This window comes from Caballeronia sp. SBC1 (assembly GCF_011493005.1).
Lineage (GTDB): Bacteria > Pseudomonadota > Gammaproteobacteria > Burkholderiales > Burkholderiaceae > Caballeronia.
Genome location: NZ_CP049156.1, coordinates 3,212,908 through 3,228,458, shown reverse-complemented (window position 1 = coordinate 3,228,458; position 15,551 = coordinate 3,212,908). Strand labels below are relative to the sequence as shown.

The window sequence follows — 15,551 nt, the reverse complement described above, 5'->3', positions numbered from 1 at the left end:
ATGAGTTCTATTGACGCCGAGGCGCTGTATCGGGAGTTGCTCGGACAGATCCGCGCCGCTTATGGCGAGTCGCTGACGCAAGCGGGCGCGCCGGTGCTCGCCGGTATTTATAGCGGCGGCGTGTGGCTCGTCGAACGGCTGGCCAAAGACCTGAACGTGGCCGGATTCGGCGTGGTGAACGTATCGCTGCATCGCGACGATTACGCTAAAAAGGGCCTGCACAGCCAGGCCAGCCCGACGTCGCTGCCGTTCGAAGTCGACAATCAAAAAATTCTGCTGGTCGACGATGTGCTCTCAACGGGCCGGACCGTGCGCGCAGCCGTCAACGAGCTTTATGATTTCGGCCGTCCGGCCTCGGTTGAACTGGCCGTGCTCGCCGATCGCGGCGGCCGCGAGTTGCCCATGGCGGCACGTTTCACCGGCGGCGTAGTCGATGTACCCGCGAATGCCAATCTCGTGCTCACGCGGCGCGACGACGGCACGCTCTCCTTCTCGACCGAAGCGCGCACGGATTAAAAATGCGCGCTGACACAAACAGCAGTGAACGTCAGCAAATAACAGCGCCGACTCTCCCAGACAAAAGACAACGCACCACCAGGATCGACATGAACACGGCCACTCAGGGTTCTGCCGAAAGCAGCGTGCCGGACAGAAAACCGACGTCTTCGCGCTACGGTTTTCTCAAAGGCAATCCGCAGCTCACGAAGAACGGCGAACTCAAGCATCTGCTCACCATAGAAGGACTTCCGCGAGCGATCGTCACGCATATTCTCGATACCGCCGAACAGTTCGTCAGCGTGACGGATCGCGAGATCAAGAAGGTGCCGCTGCTGCGCGGCAAGTCAGTCTTCAACCTGTTCTTCGAGAACTCCACGCGCACCCGGACCACGTTCGAGATCGCCGCGAAGCGACTCTCGGCGGACGTGCTGAACCTGAATATCAATGCGTCGTCCACGAGCAAGGGCGAGTCGCTGCTCGACACCATCAACAACCTCTCGGCCATGCACGCGGATATGTTCGTCGTGCGCCATGCGTCGAGCGGCGCGCCGTATCTGATTGCTGAACATTGCGCGCCGCATGTGCACGTGATCAATGCGGGCGATGGGCGTCACGCACACCCCACGCAGGGTTTGCTCGACATGTACACCATCCGCCATTACAAGCGCGATTTCACGAATCTGCGCGTGGCGATTGTGGGTGACATTTTGCATTCGCGCGTAGCCCGTTCGGACATTCACGCGCTGACCACGCTCGGCGTGCCGGAAGTGCGTGCGATTGGTCCGCGCACCTTGCTGCCCAGCAACCTGAACGAGATGGGCGTGCACGTGTATCACAACCTCGACGAAGGACTGAAGGGCGTCGATGTGATCATCATGCTGCGCCTGCAGAACGAACGCATGAGCGGCGCGTTGCTGCCCTCGGCGCAAGAGTATTTCAAGTCCTGGGGACTCACGCCGGAGCGCCTCGCGCTGGCGGCTCCCGACGCTATCGTGATGCATCCCGGACCGATGAATCGCGGCGTGGAAATCGATTCACAAGTGGCCGACGGCCCGCAATCGGTGATCCTCAACCAGGTCACATTCGGAATTGCCGTGCGGATGGCGGTAATGGGCATCGTTGCCGGAAATAATGATTAACACGATGAAAATCCATATTCAGGGCGGCACGCTCATTGACCCGGCTGCGGGAACGGAAACCCGGGCCGATGTGTTTATCGCCGACGGGAAGATCGTTGCTATTGGCGATGCGCCCGCCGATTTCCAAGCGGCGCGCGTGATCGATGCAAAAGGGTTGGCCCTCGCACCGGGTTTCGTCGACTTAAGCGCGCGGCTGCGCGAGCCGGGTTTTGAACACAAGGCTACGCTCGCGTCCGAAATGGCGGCCGCGGCTGCCGGCGGCGTGACCAGTCTCGTCTGCCCGCCCGATACCGATCCCGTTCTCGACGAACCGGGTCTGGTCGAAATGCTCAAGTTCCGCGCGCAGAAGCTGCATCAGGCGCATGTGTATCCGCTCGGCGCGTTGACCGTGGGGCTCAAGGGCGAGGTGATCACCGAAATGGTCGAGTTGACCGAATCGGGCTGCATCGGCTTCTCGCAGGCGGACACGCCGATCGTAAATACACGCACGCTGTTGCGCGCGCTGCAATATGCCACCACGTACGGCTATGCCGTGTGGCTGCGTCCGCAAGACTCTTATATGGCGAGCGGTGGCGTGGCGGCGAGTGGTGCGGTGGCGTCGCGACTGGGGTTGTCCGGCGTGCCGGTGTCGGCGGAAACCATCGCGTTGCATACCATTTTCGAGCTGGTGCGGGTGTCGGGTGCGCGGGTGCACTTGTCGCATTTGTCGTCGGCGGCGGGCGTTGCGCTCGTGCGCGAGGCGAAGGCCGAAGGCTTGCCCGTGACCTGCGATGTAACCATCAACCACGTGCATCTGACCGATATGGACATCGGATATTTCAACTCGCAATTTCGCCTCGATCCGCCGTTGCGCTCGCAGCGTGACCGCGACGCGATTCGTGCGGGGCTGGCGGATGGCACTATCGACGCAATCTGTTCCGATCACACCCCGCTCGACGACGACGAAAAGCTGCTGCCCTTCGCCGAAGCAACGCCGGGTGCGACGGGGCTGGAATTGCTGCTGTCGCTGACGGTGAAATGGGCGCGTGAGGCGCGCGTGCCGTTGGCGAAGGCGCTGACGCGCATCACGACTGCACCGGCCGACGCGCTGAAGCTTAACGCCGGGCGTATTGCCGTGGGTGAAACGGCTGATCTCTGTCTCTTCGATCCCGCCGCCGAATGGCTCGTCGAGCCCGAAAAGCTCAAGAGCCAGGGGCATAACTCGCCGTTCCTCGGTTATGAATTGCCGGCGCGGGTAATCATGACGCTTGTGTCGGGGCATATTGCGTATGAAGCGCACTGACCGGTCCTGACCATGTTCGCTTTCCGCAAAGCACGGATTTTTGGGCATTTGCTTCACGGGATGTGGACCGTGGCCACGCGTTTCCCGAACGCGACGCCGCAGGTGCGCATGGAGTTGAATCGCCTCTGGTCGATCGAGATGTTGCGCCGTTGCGGGATGAAACTTGTCGTGCACAACGATCAGGCGCGGCTCGATAGCGGCGCGCTGGTCGTCGGCAACCACGTGTCCTGGATCGACATCTACGTGGTCAACGCGTGGCGGCCGACGCCGTTTGTTTCGAAGGCTGAAGTGCGCCAATGGCCGCTGGTCGGCTGGCTCGCGCAGCAGCTCGACACGATCTTCCTTCAACGCGAAAAACGTAGCGACGCCAAACGCATCATGCATGAGCTGTCGGAACGGCTGGTGCGCGGCGAACTCATGTGCGTGTTTCCTGAAGGGACGACATCGCTTGGGCACGACTTGCTGCCGTTTCACTCCAACCTGTTTCAGGCGGCTGTGTCGGCGGCTTGCCCGGTGCAACCGATCTGCCTGATGTACGAAGACGTAAACGGACGGCAGGCGGAAGCGCCGGCTTATATCGATGACCTGACGCTCGCGTTCACGCTGAACGCCATGCTTCGCGATGCGCCGCTGACAGCGCATCTGTATGTCTGCGATGCAATCAAGCCGGGTGCCGACAGGCGCGTGCTGGCGAGGCAAGCGCAGGCGGCGGTGGAGGCGGCATTACGGCGGATGCAGGCGGGCCTTGGGGCGCCGGTGGCTATTGTTGGCGACGACGCGGGCGCGGTCGGCGAGTTCGAAGCGGTGACGCCGCGGCAGTGAGGTTCAGTCGATCGATATTGGTCCGAGCACGACGCCTTCGCAGATTGCCGCCCAAAGCCGCCAGACGTAAAACATCATCTCGCCGTCCATGCACGACGCGGATTTATACTTGAATGAGCGGGCCTACCGAGCGGGCCTGCAGCGAGACCGACTACATTTAGCTGCGTCATGCGTGCACCTATCGGCTTAGAGGGATTTTATGATTCTGGTAACGGGCGGCGCTGGATTTATAGGCGCTAATTTCGTGCTCGGTTGGCTGAACGCCTCCAGCGAAGCCGTGCTCAATGTAGACAAGCTGACCTACGCCGGAAATCTGGGGACGCTCAAGTCGGTGCAAAGCAGCCCTAAGCATATTTTCGCGCGAGTCGACATCTGCGACCGAGCGGCGATGGACGCGCTGCTTAGCCAGCATAAACCCCGCGCGGTCCTGCATTTCGCCGCCGAAAGTCACGTAGACCGGTCCGTTCACGGACCCGCTGAGTTTGTGCAGACTAATGTTGTGGGCACGTTCACGTTGCTCGAAGCAGCGCTTGCTTATTGGAAGACCTTGCCCGATGCCGATCAATCGGCGTTTCGTTTGTTGCATGTATCGACGGATGAAGTATTCGGCTCGCTTTCTAGCGGCGACGCGCCGTTCTCCGAAACCACGCCGTACGCGCCGAACAGTCCGTATTCCGCGACTAAAGCTGCATCCGATCATCTGGTGCGCGCTTATAGGCATACCTACGGGCTGCCGGTCGTGACCACACATTGTTCGAACAACTACGGACCGTATCAGTTTCCCGAGAAGCTGATTCCGCTGGTCATCGGGAATGCGTTGAGCGGCAAGCCGTTGCCCGTTTATGGCGATGGTCAAAATATTCGCGACTGGCTTTACGTCGGTGATCATTGCGCGGCGATCCGCGAGGTGCTGGCGCATGGCCGCCCGGGCGAAACGTATAACGTCGGCGGTTGGAACGAGAAGTCGAACCTTGATGTCGTGCACGCCGTGTGTGACTTGCTCGATCGGCTGAAGACCAAGCCCTCCGGTTCATACCGCGATCAGATCACGTTTGTGGCGGATCGGCCGGGCCATGACCGCCGCTATGCTATTGACGCGCGCAAGCTGGAACTTGAACTCGGCTGGAGGCCGGCGGAAACGTTTGAGACCGGCATCGAGAAAACCGTGCGGTGGTATCTCGACAACCAGGCGTGGGTCGACGAAGTGGCTTCGGGTGAATATCGCAAGTGGCTCGATGCCAACTATGCGCAGCGTGCTTGAACTCGATAAGCTGAACAAGGACTGACGATGGCCCGCAAAGGCATTATTCTCGCCGGTGGCTCGGGTACGCGGCTCTACCCAATCACCCATGTTGTCTCGAAGCAGTTGCTGCCCGTGTACGACAAACCGATGATCTACTACCCGCTTTCCACGCTGATGATCGCGGGGATTCGCGACGTGCTGATCATATCGACACCGCAGGATGCGCCGCGTTTCGAATCCATGTTCGGCGACGGCAGCCAGTGGGGCATGAACATCCAGTACGCGGTACAGCCGTCGCCGGACGGACTGGCGCAGGCGTTCATCATTGGCGAGCAGTTCATTGACCGCGATCCCTGCGCGCTGATTCTCGGCGACAATATTTTCTACGGCCATGATCTTGGCAAGCAACTCGAGCATGCCAATGCAAAGTCCGATGGCGCGACGGTTTTTGCGTACCATGTGCACGACCCCGAGCGTTACGGCGTGGTTGAATTCGACGCGAATTTTCGCGCGTTGTCGATTGAAGAAAAACCGGCGGTGCCACGTTCGAACTACGCGGTGACGGGCCTTTATTTCTACGATAACAACGTCTGCGAGATCGCGGCCGACATTGAACCGTCACCGCGCGGAGAGCTCGAAATCACCGATGTGAATTCGTTTTATCTCGCGCAGCGCAAACTCGAAGTGGAGATCATGGGGCGAGGTTTTGCGTGGCTCGATACCGGCACGCCCGATTCGCTGATCGAAGCGGCCACGTTCATCGCGACATTGCAGAAGCGCCAGGGCCTGGTGGTCGCGTGTCCGGAAGAAATTGCGTACCGTCGCGGCTGGATCGACGGCGAACAGTTATTGAAGCTCGCGCATCCGCTCGCCAAAAATGCCTACGGGCAATATCTGCTCAACCTACTTACGAACCACGTCGCATGGTCATCCACGTAACCGCTACGGCGCTGCCGGAAGTTGTGGTCATCGAGCCGGAAGTGTTCGGCGATGCCCGCGGCTTTTTCTACGAAAGCTTCAATAACCGCGACTTCAGTGAGCACGTGCAGGCGGGCGTTGAATTCGTGCAGGACAATCATTCGCGCTCGGTTCACGGTGTGCTGCGCGGGCTGCACTATCAGATCGAGCACCCGCAGGGCAAGCTTGTGCGCGTGATGGAAGGAGAGGTGTTCGACGTCACCGTCGATATCCGCAAAAGCTCCCCGCGGTTCGGCAAGTGGAGCGGCGTGAGAGTGTCAGCCGAAAACCGTCGGCAGGTGTGGGTGCCGCCGGGGTTCGCGCATGGTTTTGTCGTGTTGTCGGAGTCGGCGCAGTGCTTGTATAAGACGACCGATTACTGGTATCCGGAGCATGCGCGAAGCATTATCTGGAACGACCCGGCAATCGGGATTAAGTGGCCTATCGACTTCGAGCCGCTGCTTTCCGCGAAGGATGCGGCAGGCGTGCGGCTTGCCGATGCGCAGCTCTTTGCGTGAGAGCCCTTAGATGATCACCGAACACGAGCGGAAACCGATTTTGCTGACGGGCGCCAACGGCCAGGTCGGCTTCGAACTGGCGCGCAGTCTGCAGGGTTTGGGGCATCTGGTGGCGCTGGATCGAGGTGGTCTCGATCTTTCGGATTCCGAACAGATTCGACGAATCGTGCGCGAACTGTCGCCTGCGCTGATTGTCAACGCAGCGGCTTATACGGCTGTGGATGCAGCGGAAAACGATGTGGCTGCCGCGATGCGTCTGAATGCCGAAGCACCGGATATTCTGGCGCAGGAGGCGAAGCGTCTCGGCGCGTTGCTTGTTCACTACTCGACGGATTATGTCTTCGATGGCACGAAGGACGACCCGTACGAAGAAGACGATGCCGCGAATCCGCTGAACGTTTATGGCAAGAGCAAGCTGGCTGGTGAACAGGCGATTGCGGCGTCGGGCTGTGCGCATCTGATCTTGCGAACGAGCTGGGTGTACGGCGCGCGAGGCAAGAACTTCCTTCGAACGATGCTGCAGCTTGGCGCGCAACGGGAGGAGCTGAGCGTGGTGGCTGACCAGATAGGCGCGCCGACATGGTCCAGGACCATCGCAACATTGACATCCAATGTGCTGGCGCAGCTTCTTGTCCAGGATCGCGACGAATGGCTGCGATGCTCGGGCATTTACCACCTGACGGCTTCCGGCGCGACCTCGTGGTGCGGCTTCGCTCAGGCCATTTTCGACACATCGACGCTTGCGACCAAGCCTGTGATTAAGGCGATCCCGACAGTCGCCTATTCCAGTTTAACAACAGTGGGTCTTACGACCGCTGGTTTTCCAGCCGCAGCGGTCCGTCCGAAGAACTCCCGCTTATCGAACCAAAAGCTGTTCGCGACTTTCGGACTGACGGCGCCTGACTGGCGTGAGGCGCTGGAACTCTGCATGGCGGACGGGTCCTTAGATCCGTAAATCCGCCATGCAGGGCATTTAGTCGATTTTTAGTCGATAACCGCTCGGCAGTTCGAGCATTCCACTTGCGTCACCGTGCGTTCGGCCGGGTCGCTTGCCAAGCGTATTGCCGTCAGCTCTTCGCCCCAGACGCAGCCTGAATCGAGGCCGATGACGTTATCGCGGACGATGAGACCCAGCGCTGCCCAATGGCCGAACACGACGGTGATGTCTGATGTCCCGCGCGACGGGACGTCGAACCACGGCATGAAGCCCGAGGGCGCTGAGTCCACGCCGCCGCTGGACGAGAAGTCCATGTCGCCTTCGGCGGAACAGAAGCGCAGGCGCGTCAGCGCATTGCACACCACCCGCAGACGGTCGCTGCCCTTGAGCTTGGGTTTCCAGCGGGCCGGTTCGTTGCCGTAGAGGCTCGCGAGCGTATCTTTCCAGTTGGGCGCGCGCAGAGCGCGCTGGAATTCATCGGCGAGTTCGAGTGTCAGCGCCACGTCCCATTGCGGCAGGACGCCTGCATGAACCATCAGCATGCCGTGATCGAAATGCGCGATCGGACGATGCCGGACCCAGTCGAGGAGATCGGCGGCGTCGGGGGCGGCCAGGATTTCCTCGATGGTGTCGCCTTTTTTAGACTTCCGGATCCCCGCCGATACCGAGAGCAGGTGCAGGTCATGATTGCCGAGGACGGCGACACCACGGTCGCCGAGGGCGATCAGGTCACGCAGCGTGGCGAGCGATTCGGGGCCGCGATTGATGATGTCGCCGGCGAACCACAGCGGCGTGGCGTCGCCCGGCGCGGCTTTAGCCAGGAGACGCTGGAATGCTTCGCGGCAACCCTGGATGTCGCCGAAAGCGAGGGGAACGGGGCGTTGCGGGAATAAAGATGCCATGTAGGAACGATGCGAAGGGTGAATCTATTGCCGGCATGGGCGCGGCGCGTGAACGGAACTAATTGCCGGGCAGCTCTACGGAGAGACTTGCTTGGCCGAAGCCGTTCTGGAGAGGCCGAGGTCGTGCGGCGGGCTTGCGTAGGCTTGTGCTCTGGCTGCGCAAGCCGGCTAAATCAACATAGCATGATAACCGAGGCTGGTTGCGGCTTGCTGGGAGGTTGAGGGTCATCTGCGAACTACTGGATTTCTCATTTCGTCAGACGTAGTACCGGCCCGCGCGATTCTATCGGCGCCAGCGCGTCATCCATGTGAAACAGTGTTAATCGGCTGCCGCGTCGCCTTCTTGAAGATCGCTGCGCACGTTTTTAATAATTTTTTGATCGTTTTTTCGGTGGATACAATCGGGGCGACTCATGATCATTCCGGAGCGGCTGTTGCGCAGTTTTCGTCAGTCGGGTCCTTCGAATTATCTGATTGATCTTGCGGCAGAGTTGTTTGCAGCGTTGTTATGTCCGAATCGGGCCCGTCATTCGGTTCGGCAGCTGCAATTTTTTCCGGGCCGGGCTTTAACAAGCTGGTGATCCGCTTTAACTATGTCTTTCGAACATGCGGCAGGCGTGTCCGGCTGTAGAAGCCGAGGTCTCGGCCGACGAAGCGTTTTGCGCGTCGGATATAATCGCACCATTTTTAAGCCATTCTCCACCATTGCGTCGGATTTGCGCGATGGTGGGTTTTTCCAAGGGAGATGGAATTGACGAGCGCAGTTGTAACTGGCATCACCGGGCAGGACGGGGCATATCTGACGAAGTTGCTGCTGGAAAAGGGCTATGACGTCCACGGCACCTATCGGCGCACGAGTTCGGTCAATTTTTGGCGGATGGAGGAACTGGGTGTCCTGAATCATCCCAAGCTGAACCTGGTTGAACACGACCTGACCGATCTGGGCGCGTCCATCCGCCTGTTCGAAAAGGCGCAGCCGCGCGAGGTTTATAACCTGGCGGCGCAAAGCTTTGTGGGCGTGTCGTTCGACCAGCCGGCTACAACCGCCGAAATCACCGGTGTTGGCGCGCTGAACCAGTTGGAAGCTATCCGTATTGTCGACAAATCAATTCGCTTCTATCAAGCGTCGACGTCGGAAATGTTCGGCAAGGTGCAGGCCATTCCGCAGAAGGAAGATACGCCGTTCTATCCGCGCAGCCCGTATGGCGTTGCCAAGCTGTATGCGCACTGGATCACGATCAACTATCGCGAGTCCTACGACATCTTCGGTTCGAGCGGAATCTTGTTCAACCACGAGTCGCCGTTGCGCGGCCGTGAGTTCGTCACGCGCAAGATCACGGATTCGGTCGCCAAGCTTTCGCTTGGAAAACTCGATGTGATCGAACTGGGCAACCTGGACGCGAAGCGTGACTGGGGTTTCGCAAAAGAATACGTCGAAGGCATGTACCGCATGCTGCAAGCCGACGAACCCGATACCTTTGTGCTCGCGACCAACCGTACGGAAACCGTGCGTGATTTCGTGACCATGGCGCTCAAGGGCGTAGGTATTGAAGGCCAATGGCGCGGCGCCGGCGAAAAAGAAGAATGCGTCGATGCGTCCAATGGCCGAGTGATCGTGCGCATCAATCCGAAGTTCCATCGTCCGGCCGAAGTTGAGTTGCTGATTGGCGACGCTACGAAGGCAAAGGAAAAGCTGGGCTGGGAGCCGAAGACCACGCTTGAGGAGTTGTGCAAGATGATGGTTGAGGAAGATCTGCGCCGTAACAAGGCGGGTTTCTCGTTCTGATCTCCGGTCAGGCTGGCTCGGTTCGCTGACGCCGGCCTGCTTATCGGCTGCGAATCGGCAATGTCGCGCTGGATTGTTTGCGTTGTATTTGCAAGACAGCGCGGCATTTGCATTTGGTTTTGCGGATAGTCTGCTGGGCTTGCGCGGGGAATCGGTTCGCCGCGTGCTATTTGCGGCGACGTCGACGAAACGTGACGGTGTTCGCTCCCTCTGGTGCCCGACACTATCCCTGTTCTTGGCTGTGCGTAGATTAAGCTTCAGTCTGGTCGCCGGGAACTTCAACGTACAGATGAAAGCACAGCGGAATTTATGGTAACCGACGATTTTTATCGCGCGCTCGAAGACCGGTTTCGGGGGAGTCGTGACCTGATCAAGGCGCGGCAGAGCGTGTACCTGCCAGTCGTCGAAGCTCTGCTTCAGCGCGTCCCCAAGAAGATTATCGATATCGGCTGCGGCCGTGCGGAATGGCTTGAGTTGCTGGGCGCGCGTGGACTCAGCGCAGAGGGACTCGATCTCAATGACGAGTTTGTCGCCAAGGGCCAGCAAGCAGGATTGTCAGTCATCAAGGGTGATGCAACGGACTATCTGGGTCTCCAGCCCGACCAGTCATACACATTGGTGAGCGCATTTCACGTGGTCGAGCACCTCGGCTTCGAGAAACTGCTGACGTTCATGAAGGAGGCGCATCGCGTTCTGGACGACGGCGGCGCCATGCTGCTGGAAACACCCAATCCGGCGAACCTGGTCGTAGGTGCGTGCAATTTCTATCTGGACCCGACTCACGAGCGGCCGATCCCGTCCATCCTGCTTAGCTTCGCTGCGGAGTTCTCGGGGTTCGAGCGTGTGGTGGTGGTGCCGGTGAATCGTGACTTTTTACAGAACGACCTCGAATTATTGCCGAGCGAATTGTCGGGCGCGAGCGTCGTCAACAAAGTGGTGTCGGCGCTGGATCAGAACTTCATGCAGGCGCCCGATTACGCGATCATCGCGTTCAAGAAAGCGGACAACGAGTCGATCCCGATTGCTGAATCACTCGTTACGCCATCGGCGTTGCCCATCTCGCAAAAGGAGACTGAGGACGTGAACGCATTGTTTGCCCGAGTACTCGAGGCGGAAAAGGAGCGGGCCGCGCTGCAAGGGAAGGCAGAGCTGGCGGCTGCTGAAGCGGCGTACCTGAAGGAGAGGGCAGCGCGAAACGAGGAGCGTCTGAGAGAGGTCCGGTTGCGTGCGGAGGCGGATTTACGTGCGAGCAAGGAGCAGGCTGCCGCTCGCGCTAGTGAACTGGAAGCGCAATTGCACCAGGCACAGTCCCGTGCGGTTGCTGCGGAAGATGTGGCCCACCGCGCTCAACATCACGTTGCAGCCATGATGGCGAGTACCAGTTGGCGGTTGTCGTCACCGTTGCGCGCGGGCGGTCTGACGGTCAGGAAAATCGGCCGCTCTAAGGCCGCAGTCAACCGGTTGGCGCGGCTTGGATTGCTTCATGCCGCAGCTTATGTCCGATGTCGTCCGGTGCTCAGGCAGCGCATTGCCAACGTGTTGTCACGGATGCCGCGGGTTCGAGCAGGTCTCATCAAAATGGCGGGCTTCGACGCGATTCAGGGCGTTGTTACTGGCGCAGCGATGCCGGCAGTCGAGTCCATTGACCGGCTCACGGCACGCGGCCGGAAGGTGCACGCCGATCTGCTCAGTGCTTTAAACGCACGCACGAAATAAAATTCTCCGGTACAGCCATGCGTATTGTTTTAGATCTTCAAGGATGCCAGTCGGTTAGCCGGCTACGAGGCATTGGCCGTTACAGCCTCGCGCTGGCGAAAGCGATCGCGCGTAATGCCGGTGAGCACGAGGTTTGGGTTGTCCTGAACAACCTGTTTCCCGATTCGATCGAAGAGATTCGCCACACGTTCGACGGCTTGGTGCCGATTGACCGGATTGCCGTGTTCTCGCTTCCCCCGATCGCGCTCTATCAAGGATCCGACGACTGGCGAACACGCGCTGCGCAGTTGATCCGCGAGTACGCGATTGCCGAACTCGAACCGGATGTCGTGCACATCAGCAGCTTGTTCGAAGGCTACGTCGACGTTTCAGTGTCGACCATCAAAAAGCTCGATACTGACACGATCAACGCCGTCACGCTATATGACCTGATTCCATATTTGAATCCGGCCAAGTACCTGACCGACGCCGGCTTCAAGAAGCACTATTACGAGAAGATTGAAGCGCTCAAGCGCGCTGACGTGTTGCTGGCCATCTCTGCCTATTGCGGCGAAGAAGCCGTGCGTGAATTGCAGATACCGCGTGAGCGGATCACCAATATATCCTCGGCTGTTTCAGAGTCGTTCGCTCGCGCCACTCATTCGGAACTCGATATCACGGTGCTTCGTGGGCGCTTCGGCATTAGCAGCCCGTTCGTGATGACAACGGGGATTGTCGAGCCGCGCAAAAATCTTGAAGGGTTGATCGAGGCATGGGGGAAAGTGCCGTTTGCGGTGCGCAAGCAGTATCAGCTCTTCATGGTTTGCCAGGCTACCGAGGCGAATCGCACGAAGCTGTATGACCTCGCCGAGGCCAATGGCATGGCGCGCGAGGACCTTGTGCTGTCGAGCGGCTATGTGTCCGATGAAGACCTGATCGGGTTGTACAGTTCGTGCCACCTATTCGTGTTTCCGTCGCTGCACGAAGGATTCGGCCTACCGGCGCTGGAAGCAATGGCCTGCGGCGCTGCGGTGATCGGCTCGGAGGCCACAAGTATTCCCGAGGTGATCGGCAGGGAGGATGCGCTGTTCAATCCCCTCGACTATGAGCAGATGGCCGCCATGATCGAGCGGGGTCTGAGCGACACCGAATACTGGCAGTCACTGCGTGATCATGCCGCGGTGCAGGTGTCCAAGTTTTCGTGGGACGCGACTGGCAAACGCTCGTTGAAAGCATTCGAGGATGCATACGCCAAGCGTAGCGAGCGGATGAAGAACGGCACCGTAAGGCCCCTGACGTCGGGTGAGGAGCGGTATCGTAGGGTCATTGAAGCGTTGACGCAGCTTGATTTGGCATCCACTGATATCGATCTGGTTGCGAGTGCGGACGCTATTGCGGCGAACCAGCGAGCAGGACGCCGGCGGCAACTGTTCGTCGATGTCTCGGTGCTATGCGACCACGATGCGAAGTCAGGCATCCAGCGGGTCACACGTGCAATCGTGCGGCAATTGCTAGAGCAGCCTCCGGCTGGTTGGGAAGTGCGGCCGGTGCGGCTAGACCGAAGCGTGATGATCTACCGGTACGCGAACCGCTTTATGCAAGGGCTGGACGTGGGCCTGCGAGGTGTCGACGACGAAGACGAATGGGTCGACAGCCAGCAAGGTGATGTTTTCCTGGGTCTTGACCTAGTTGCCGACTGCGTGCCGCCGGCTGAAGGCTGGTTTGCCGCGCAGCGACGTCGGGGCGTGAAGATTTACTTTGTTGTCTATGACTTGCTGCCCGTGCTGAAACCCGAGTGGTTCCCGGAGGTCATTGCTACCGTGTTTCCGCCGTGGCTTAAGACTATCTCGACAGTCAGCGATGGTTTGATCTGTATTTCACGCGCGGTTGCCGATGACCTCATGATGTGGCTCGAGGCATCGTCGGTGGAGCGGGTTCGCGAGCTGAAGGTCGGCTATTTTCATCTGGGCGCGGATATCGACAGCAGCCAGCCCTCGGCGGGTATGCCTGCGACCGCTCCCGCTGTTCTTGCCGCCTTGCGCGAGCGTCCGACGTTCCTGATGGTGGGCACGGTAGAGCCGCGCAAGGGCCACGTGCAAGCGTTTGCTGCATTCGAGCGGCTGTGGGCGGCGGGTGTCGACGTGAATCTGGTGATCGTCGGGAAAGCCGGGTGGGGCGTTAATGAGTTGGCGGACACGCTCAAGCAGCAGGCAGAAAGCAACGATCATTTCTTCTGGCTGGAGGGGATCAGCGACGAGTTTCTTCAGAAGGTGTATGAGGCATCGGCGTGTTTGCTTGCCCCTTCGCTTGGCGAGGGGTTCGGATTGCCGTTGATCGAGGCGGCGCAAAAAGGTTTGCCGATTCTGGCGCGTGAGCTGCCGGTGTTTCGTGAGGTCGCGGGCGACCATGCGTTTTATTTCACTGGTTATGCGGACGGAGATTTGAGCGCTGCCGTTGAAGCATGGTTGCTGCTGTACAAGGAAGGGCGCGTGCCGCCGTCGACCGGTATGGCCTGGATGACGTGGAAGCAGAGCGCAGGACAGATCGGACGGGTGATGCTGCAAGGTGAATGGTATCTGAGGTGGGCGAAGGCGAGGGTGACTGCTGCATAGGCCTCGTAAGCGCCTGATTTTTTTACCATCCCCGTTTCTCGCAGTATCGCCTGAAACATATAGCTGCTATTTTGTTTCCGAACGTAGGCACTTGGATCTTCGAGTGTTGATCATACGAACGAAACTGAGAGGAATGAGATGTTTCTACGAAAGAGGAACGCGGCTGCTGTTGCCGAAATGACTAATGAGCGGGATCGGGCGACTTCCGACAAGACGGAACATACCGGTCCTGGATTTTCTCTTGAGTCGTTCCCACTTCGTCCACCTTTGCCGCTGCCTCAAGGAGTGTCGAGAGAGGAGTTATTTGATTGGCTCAAATCAGTCCGTGTTGCGGATGCCCCCGAATCTATTGCCAGCTATTGCATCCAGGATTTTGAGCGGTTTGTTCAGACATTTGGTCTTGTTGAGCGAGCGGTGTCGAACGTGTCAGGCCCGGTGACAGGGCTGGAACTGGGGGGCAACCCCTATTTCAGCACCATGCTGTTGAGGAACTTTACCTCGGCCGATTGGCGTATCGGCAATTATTTCGGCGATCAGGTCCCGAAAGGTGAGGCAGTACAACGAGTTTATTTGGACGAGTTTCGCAAACCCGGCAGCAAGACACACGTCGACCTACCGTTCTCGCATTTCAATATTGAAGCGGATCGGTTTCCGTTTGAATCGGCATCACTCGACGTCGTGTTGTTCTGCGAGATTATCGAGCACTTATTGAACGATCCGTGTCGGGTATTAAGGGAAATCAAGCGTACTCTCCGCGAGGATGGAACGCTGATTTTGACAACACCGAATGTGAACCGAATTGAGAACGTGGCTCGCATGATCGTTGGCACAAATATGTATGACCCGTACAGCGCCTTCGGACCTTACGGACGACATAACCGCGAGTATAACAAGCACGAGCTTCATCTGCTATTGACGCATCTTGGCTTCACTATTGATGAGATGTTCACCGCCGACGTCCACGACAATATGACCGATGTCTATCTCGATCCCGACAAATTTGGGCATTTGATCGAATATCGCAAACATGACCTTGGTCAGTACATCTTCCTGAGAGCTAGAAATACCGGTATTGATCGTGGGAACAAACCCGCGTGGCTGTACCGATCTTATGATCCGTCGGAACTCGAATAAAGTACGCTCTCGCGCATCTTCAATAT

Annotated in this window: 13 protein-coding genes; 12 read left to right on the top strand and 1 reads right to left on the bottom strand. The window is 58.8% G+C overall.

The features are described from left to right. From pyrR to rfbD, 8 genes are all read left to right on the top strand, one after another. On the top strand, window positions 1-516 hold the full coding sequence (gene pyrR / locus SBC1_RS14240) for a bifunctional pyr operon transcriptional regulator/uracil phosphoribosyltransferase PyrR (RefSeq protein WP_165988270.1): 516 nt from the start codon (window positions 1-3) through the stop codon (window positions 514-516). An 89-nt stretch (window positions 517-605) separates the two neighbouring features. Beyond that, window positions 606-1,637, top strand: coding sequence for an aspartate carbamoyltransferase catalytic subunit (locus SBC1_RS14235; RefSeq protein ID WP_165988268.1), 1,032 nt, complete (start codon window positions 606-608; stop codon window positions 1,635-1,637). Window positions 1,638-1,641: 4 nt separating this feature from the next. Continuing rightward, a complete protein-coding gene (locus SBC1_RS14230) occupies window positions 1,642-2,919 on the top strand; it encodes a dihydroorotase (protein ID WP_165988266.1) in 1,278 nt (425 codons plus the stop codon). 12 nt (window positions 2,920-2,931) lie between these two features. Next, window positions 2,932-3,741 carry a 1-acyl-sn-glycerol-3-phosphate acyltransferase gene (locus SBC1_RS14225; protein ID WP_165988263.1) on the top strand — a complete coding sequence of 270 codons (810 nt, stop codon included), beginning with the start codon at window positions 2,932-2,934 and terminating at the stop codon, window positions 3,739-3,741. 199 nt (window positions 3,742-3,940) lie between these two features. Beyond that, window positions 3,941-5,002: a dTDP-glucose 4,6-dehydratase gene (gene rfbB / locus SBC1_RS14220; RefSeq protein WP_165988262.1), complete on the top strand. Its 1,062-nt coding sequence runs from the start codon at window positions 3,941-3,943 to the stop codon at window positions 5,000-5,002. A 27-nt stretch (window positions 5,003-5,029) separates the two neighbouring features. Next, window positions 5,030-5,923, top strand: a complete 894-nt coding sequence (gene rfbA / locus SBC1_RS14215; RefSeq protein ID WP_165988260.1) for a glucose-1-phosphate thymidylyltransferase RfbA — start codon at window positions 5,030-5,032, stop codon at window positions 5,921-5,923. Continuing rightward, entirely contained in the window at window positions 5,908-6,459 is a 552-nt protein-coding gene (gene rfbC, locus SBC1_RS14210) for a dTDP-4-dehydrorhamnose 3,5-epimerase (RefSeq protein WP_165988258.1), read from the top strand. The genes rfbA and rfbC overlap by 16 nt, the downstream gene beginning before the upstream one ends. A gap of 10 nt (window positions 6,460-6,469) precedes the next feature. Beyond that, window positions 6,470-7,414, top strand: coding sequence for a dTDP-4-dehydrorhamnose reductase (gene rfbD, locus SBC1_RS14205; RefSeq protein WP_165988256.1), 945 nt, complete (start codon window positions 6,470-6,472; stop codon window positions 7,412-7,414). A 29-nt stretch (window positions 7,415-7,443) separates the two neighbouring features. On the opposite strand, the gene SBC1_RS14200 is transcribed toward rfbD, so the two are convergent. Next, window positions 7,444-8,298, bottom strand: a complete 855-nt coding sequence (locus tag SBC1_RS14200; RefSeq protein ID WP_165988254.1) for a symmetrical bis(5'-nucleosyl)-tetraphosphatase — start codon at window positions 8,296-8,298, stop codon at window positions 7,444-7,446. Window positions 8,299-9,043: 745 nt separating this feature from the next. On the opposite strand from SBC1_RS14200, the gene gmd reads away from it, so the two are divergent. The 4 genes from gmd to SBC1_RS14180 all read left to right on the top strand — a co-directional run bounded on the left by gmd (window position 9,044) and on the right by SBC1_RS14180 (window position 15,525). Beyond that, on the top strand, window positions 9,044-10,084 hold the full coding sequence (gmd, locus tag SBC1_RS14195; RefSeq protein WP_206365962.1) for a GDP-mannose 4,6-dehydratase: 1,041 nt from the start codon (window positions 9,044-9,046) through the stop codon (window positions 10,082-10,084). Between the two features lie 309 nt (window positions 10,085-10,393). Beyond that, complete coding sequence (locus SBC1_RS14190) at window positions 10,394-11,800, top strand: bifunctional 2-polyprenyl-6-hydroxyphenol methylase/3-demethylubiquinol 3-O-methyltransferase UbiG (RefSeq protein WP_165092431.1); 1,407 nt, start codon at window positions 10,394-10,396, stop codon at window positions 11,798-11,800. Window positions 11,801-11,817: 17 nt separating this feature from the next. Beyond that, entirely contained in the window at window positions 11,818-14,391 is a 2,574-nt protein-coding gene (locus SBC1_RS14185; RefSeq protein WP_165988253.1) for a glycosyltransferase family 1 protein, read from the top strand. A 138-nt stretch (window positions 14,392-14,529) separates the two neighbouring features. Next, the gene (locus SBC1_RS14180; RefSeq protein ID WP_207958407.1) at window positions 14,530-15,525 is read left to right on the top strand and encodes a class I SAM-dependent methyltransferase; all 996 of its coding nucleotides are present in this window, start codon (window positions 14,530-14,532) and stop codon (window positions 15,523-15,525) included. Window positions 15,526-15,551 lie beyond the last annotated feature (26 nt).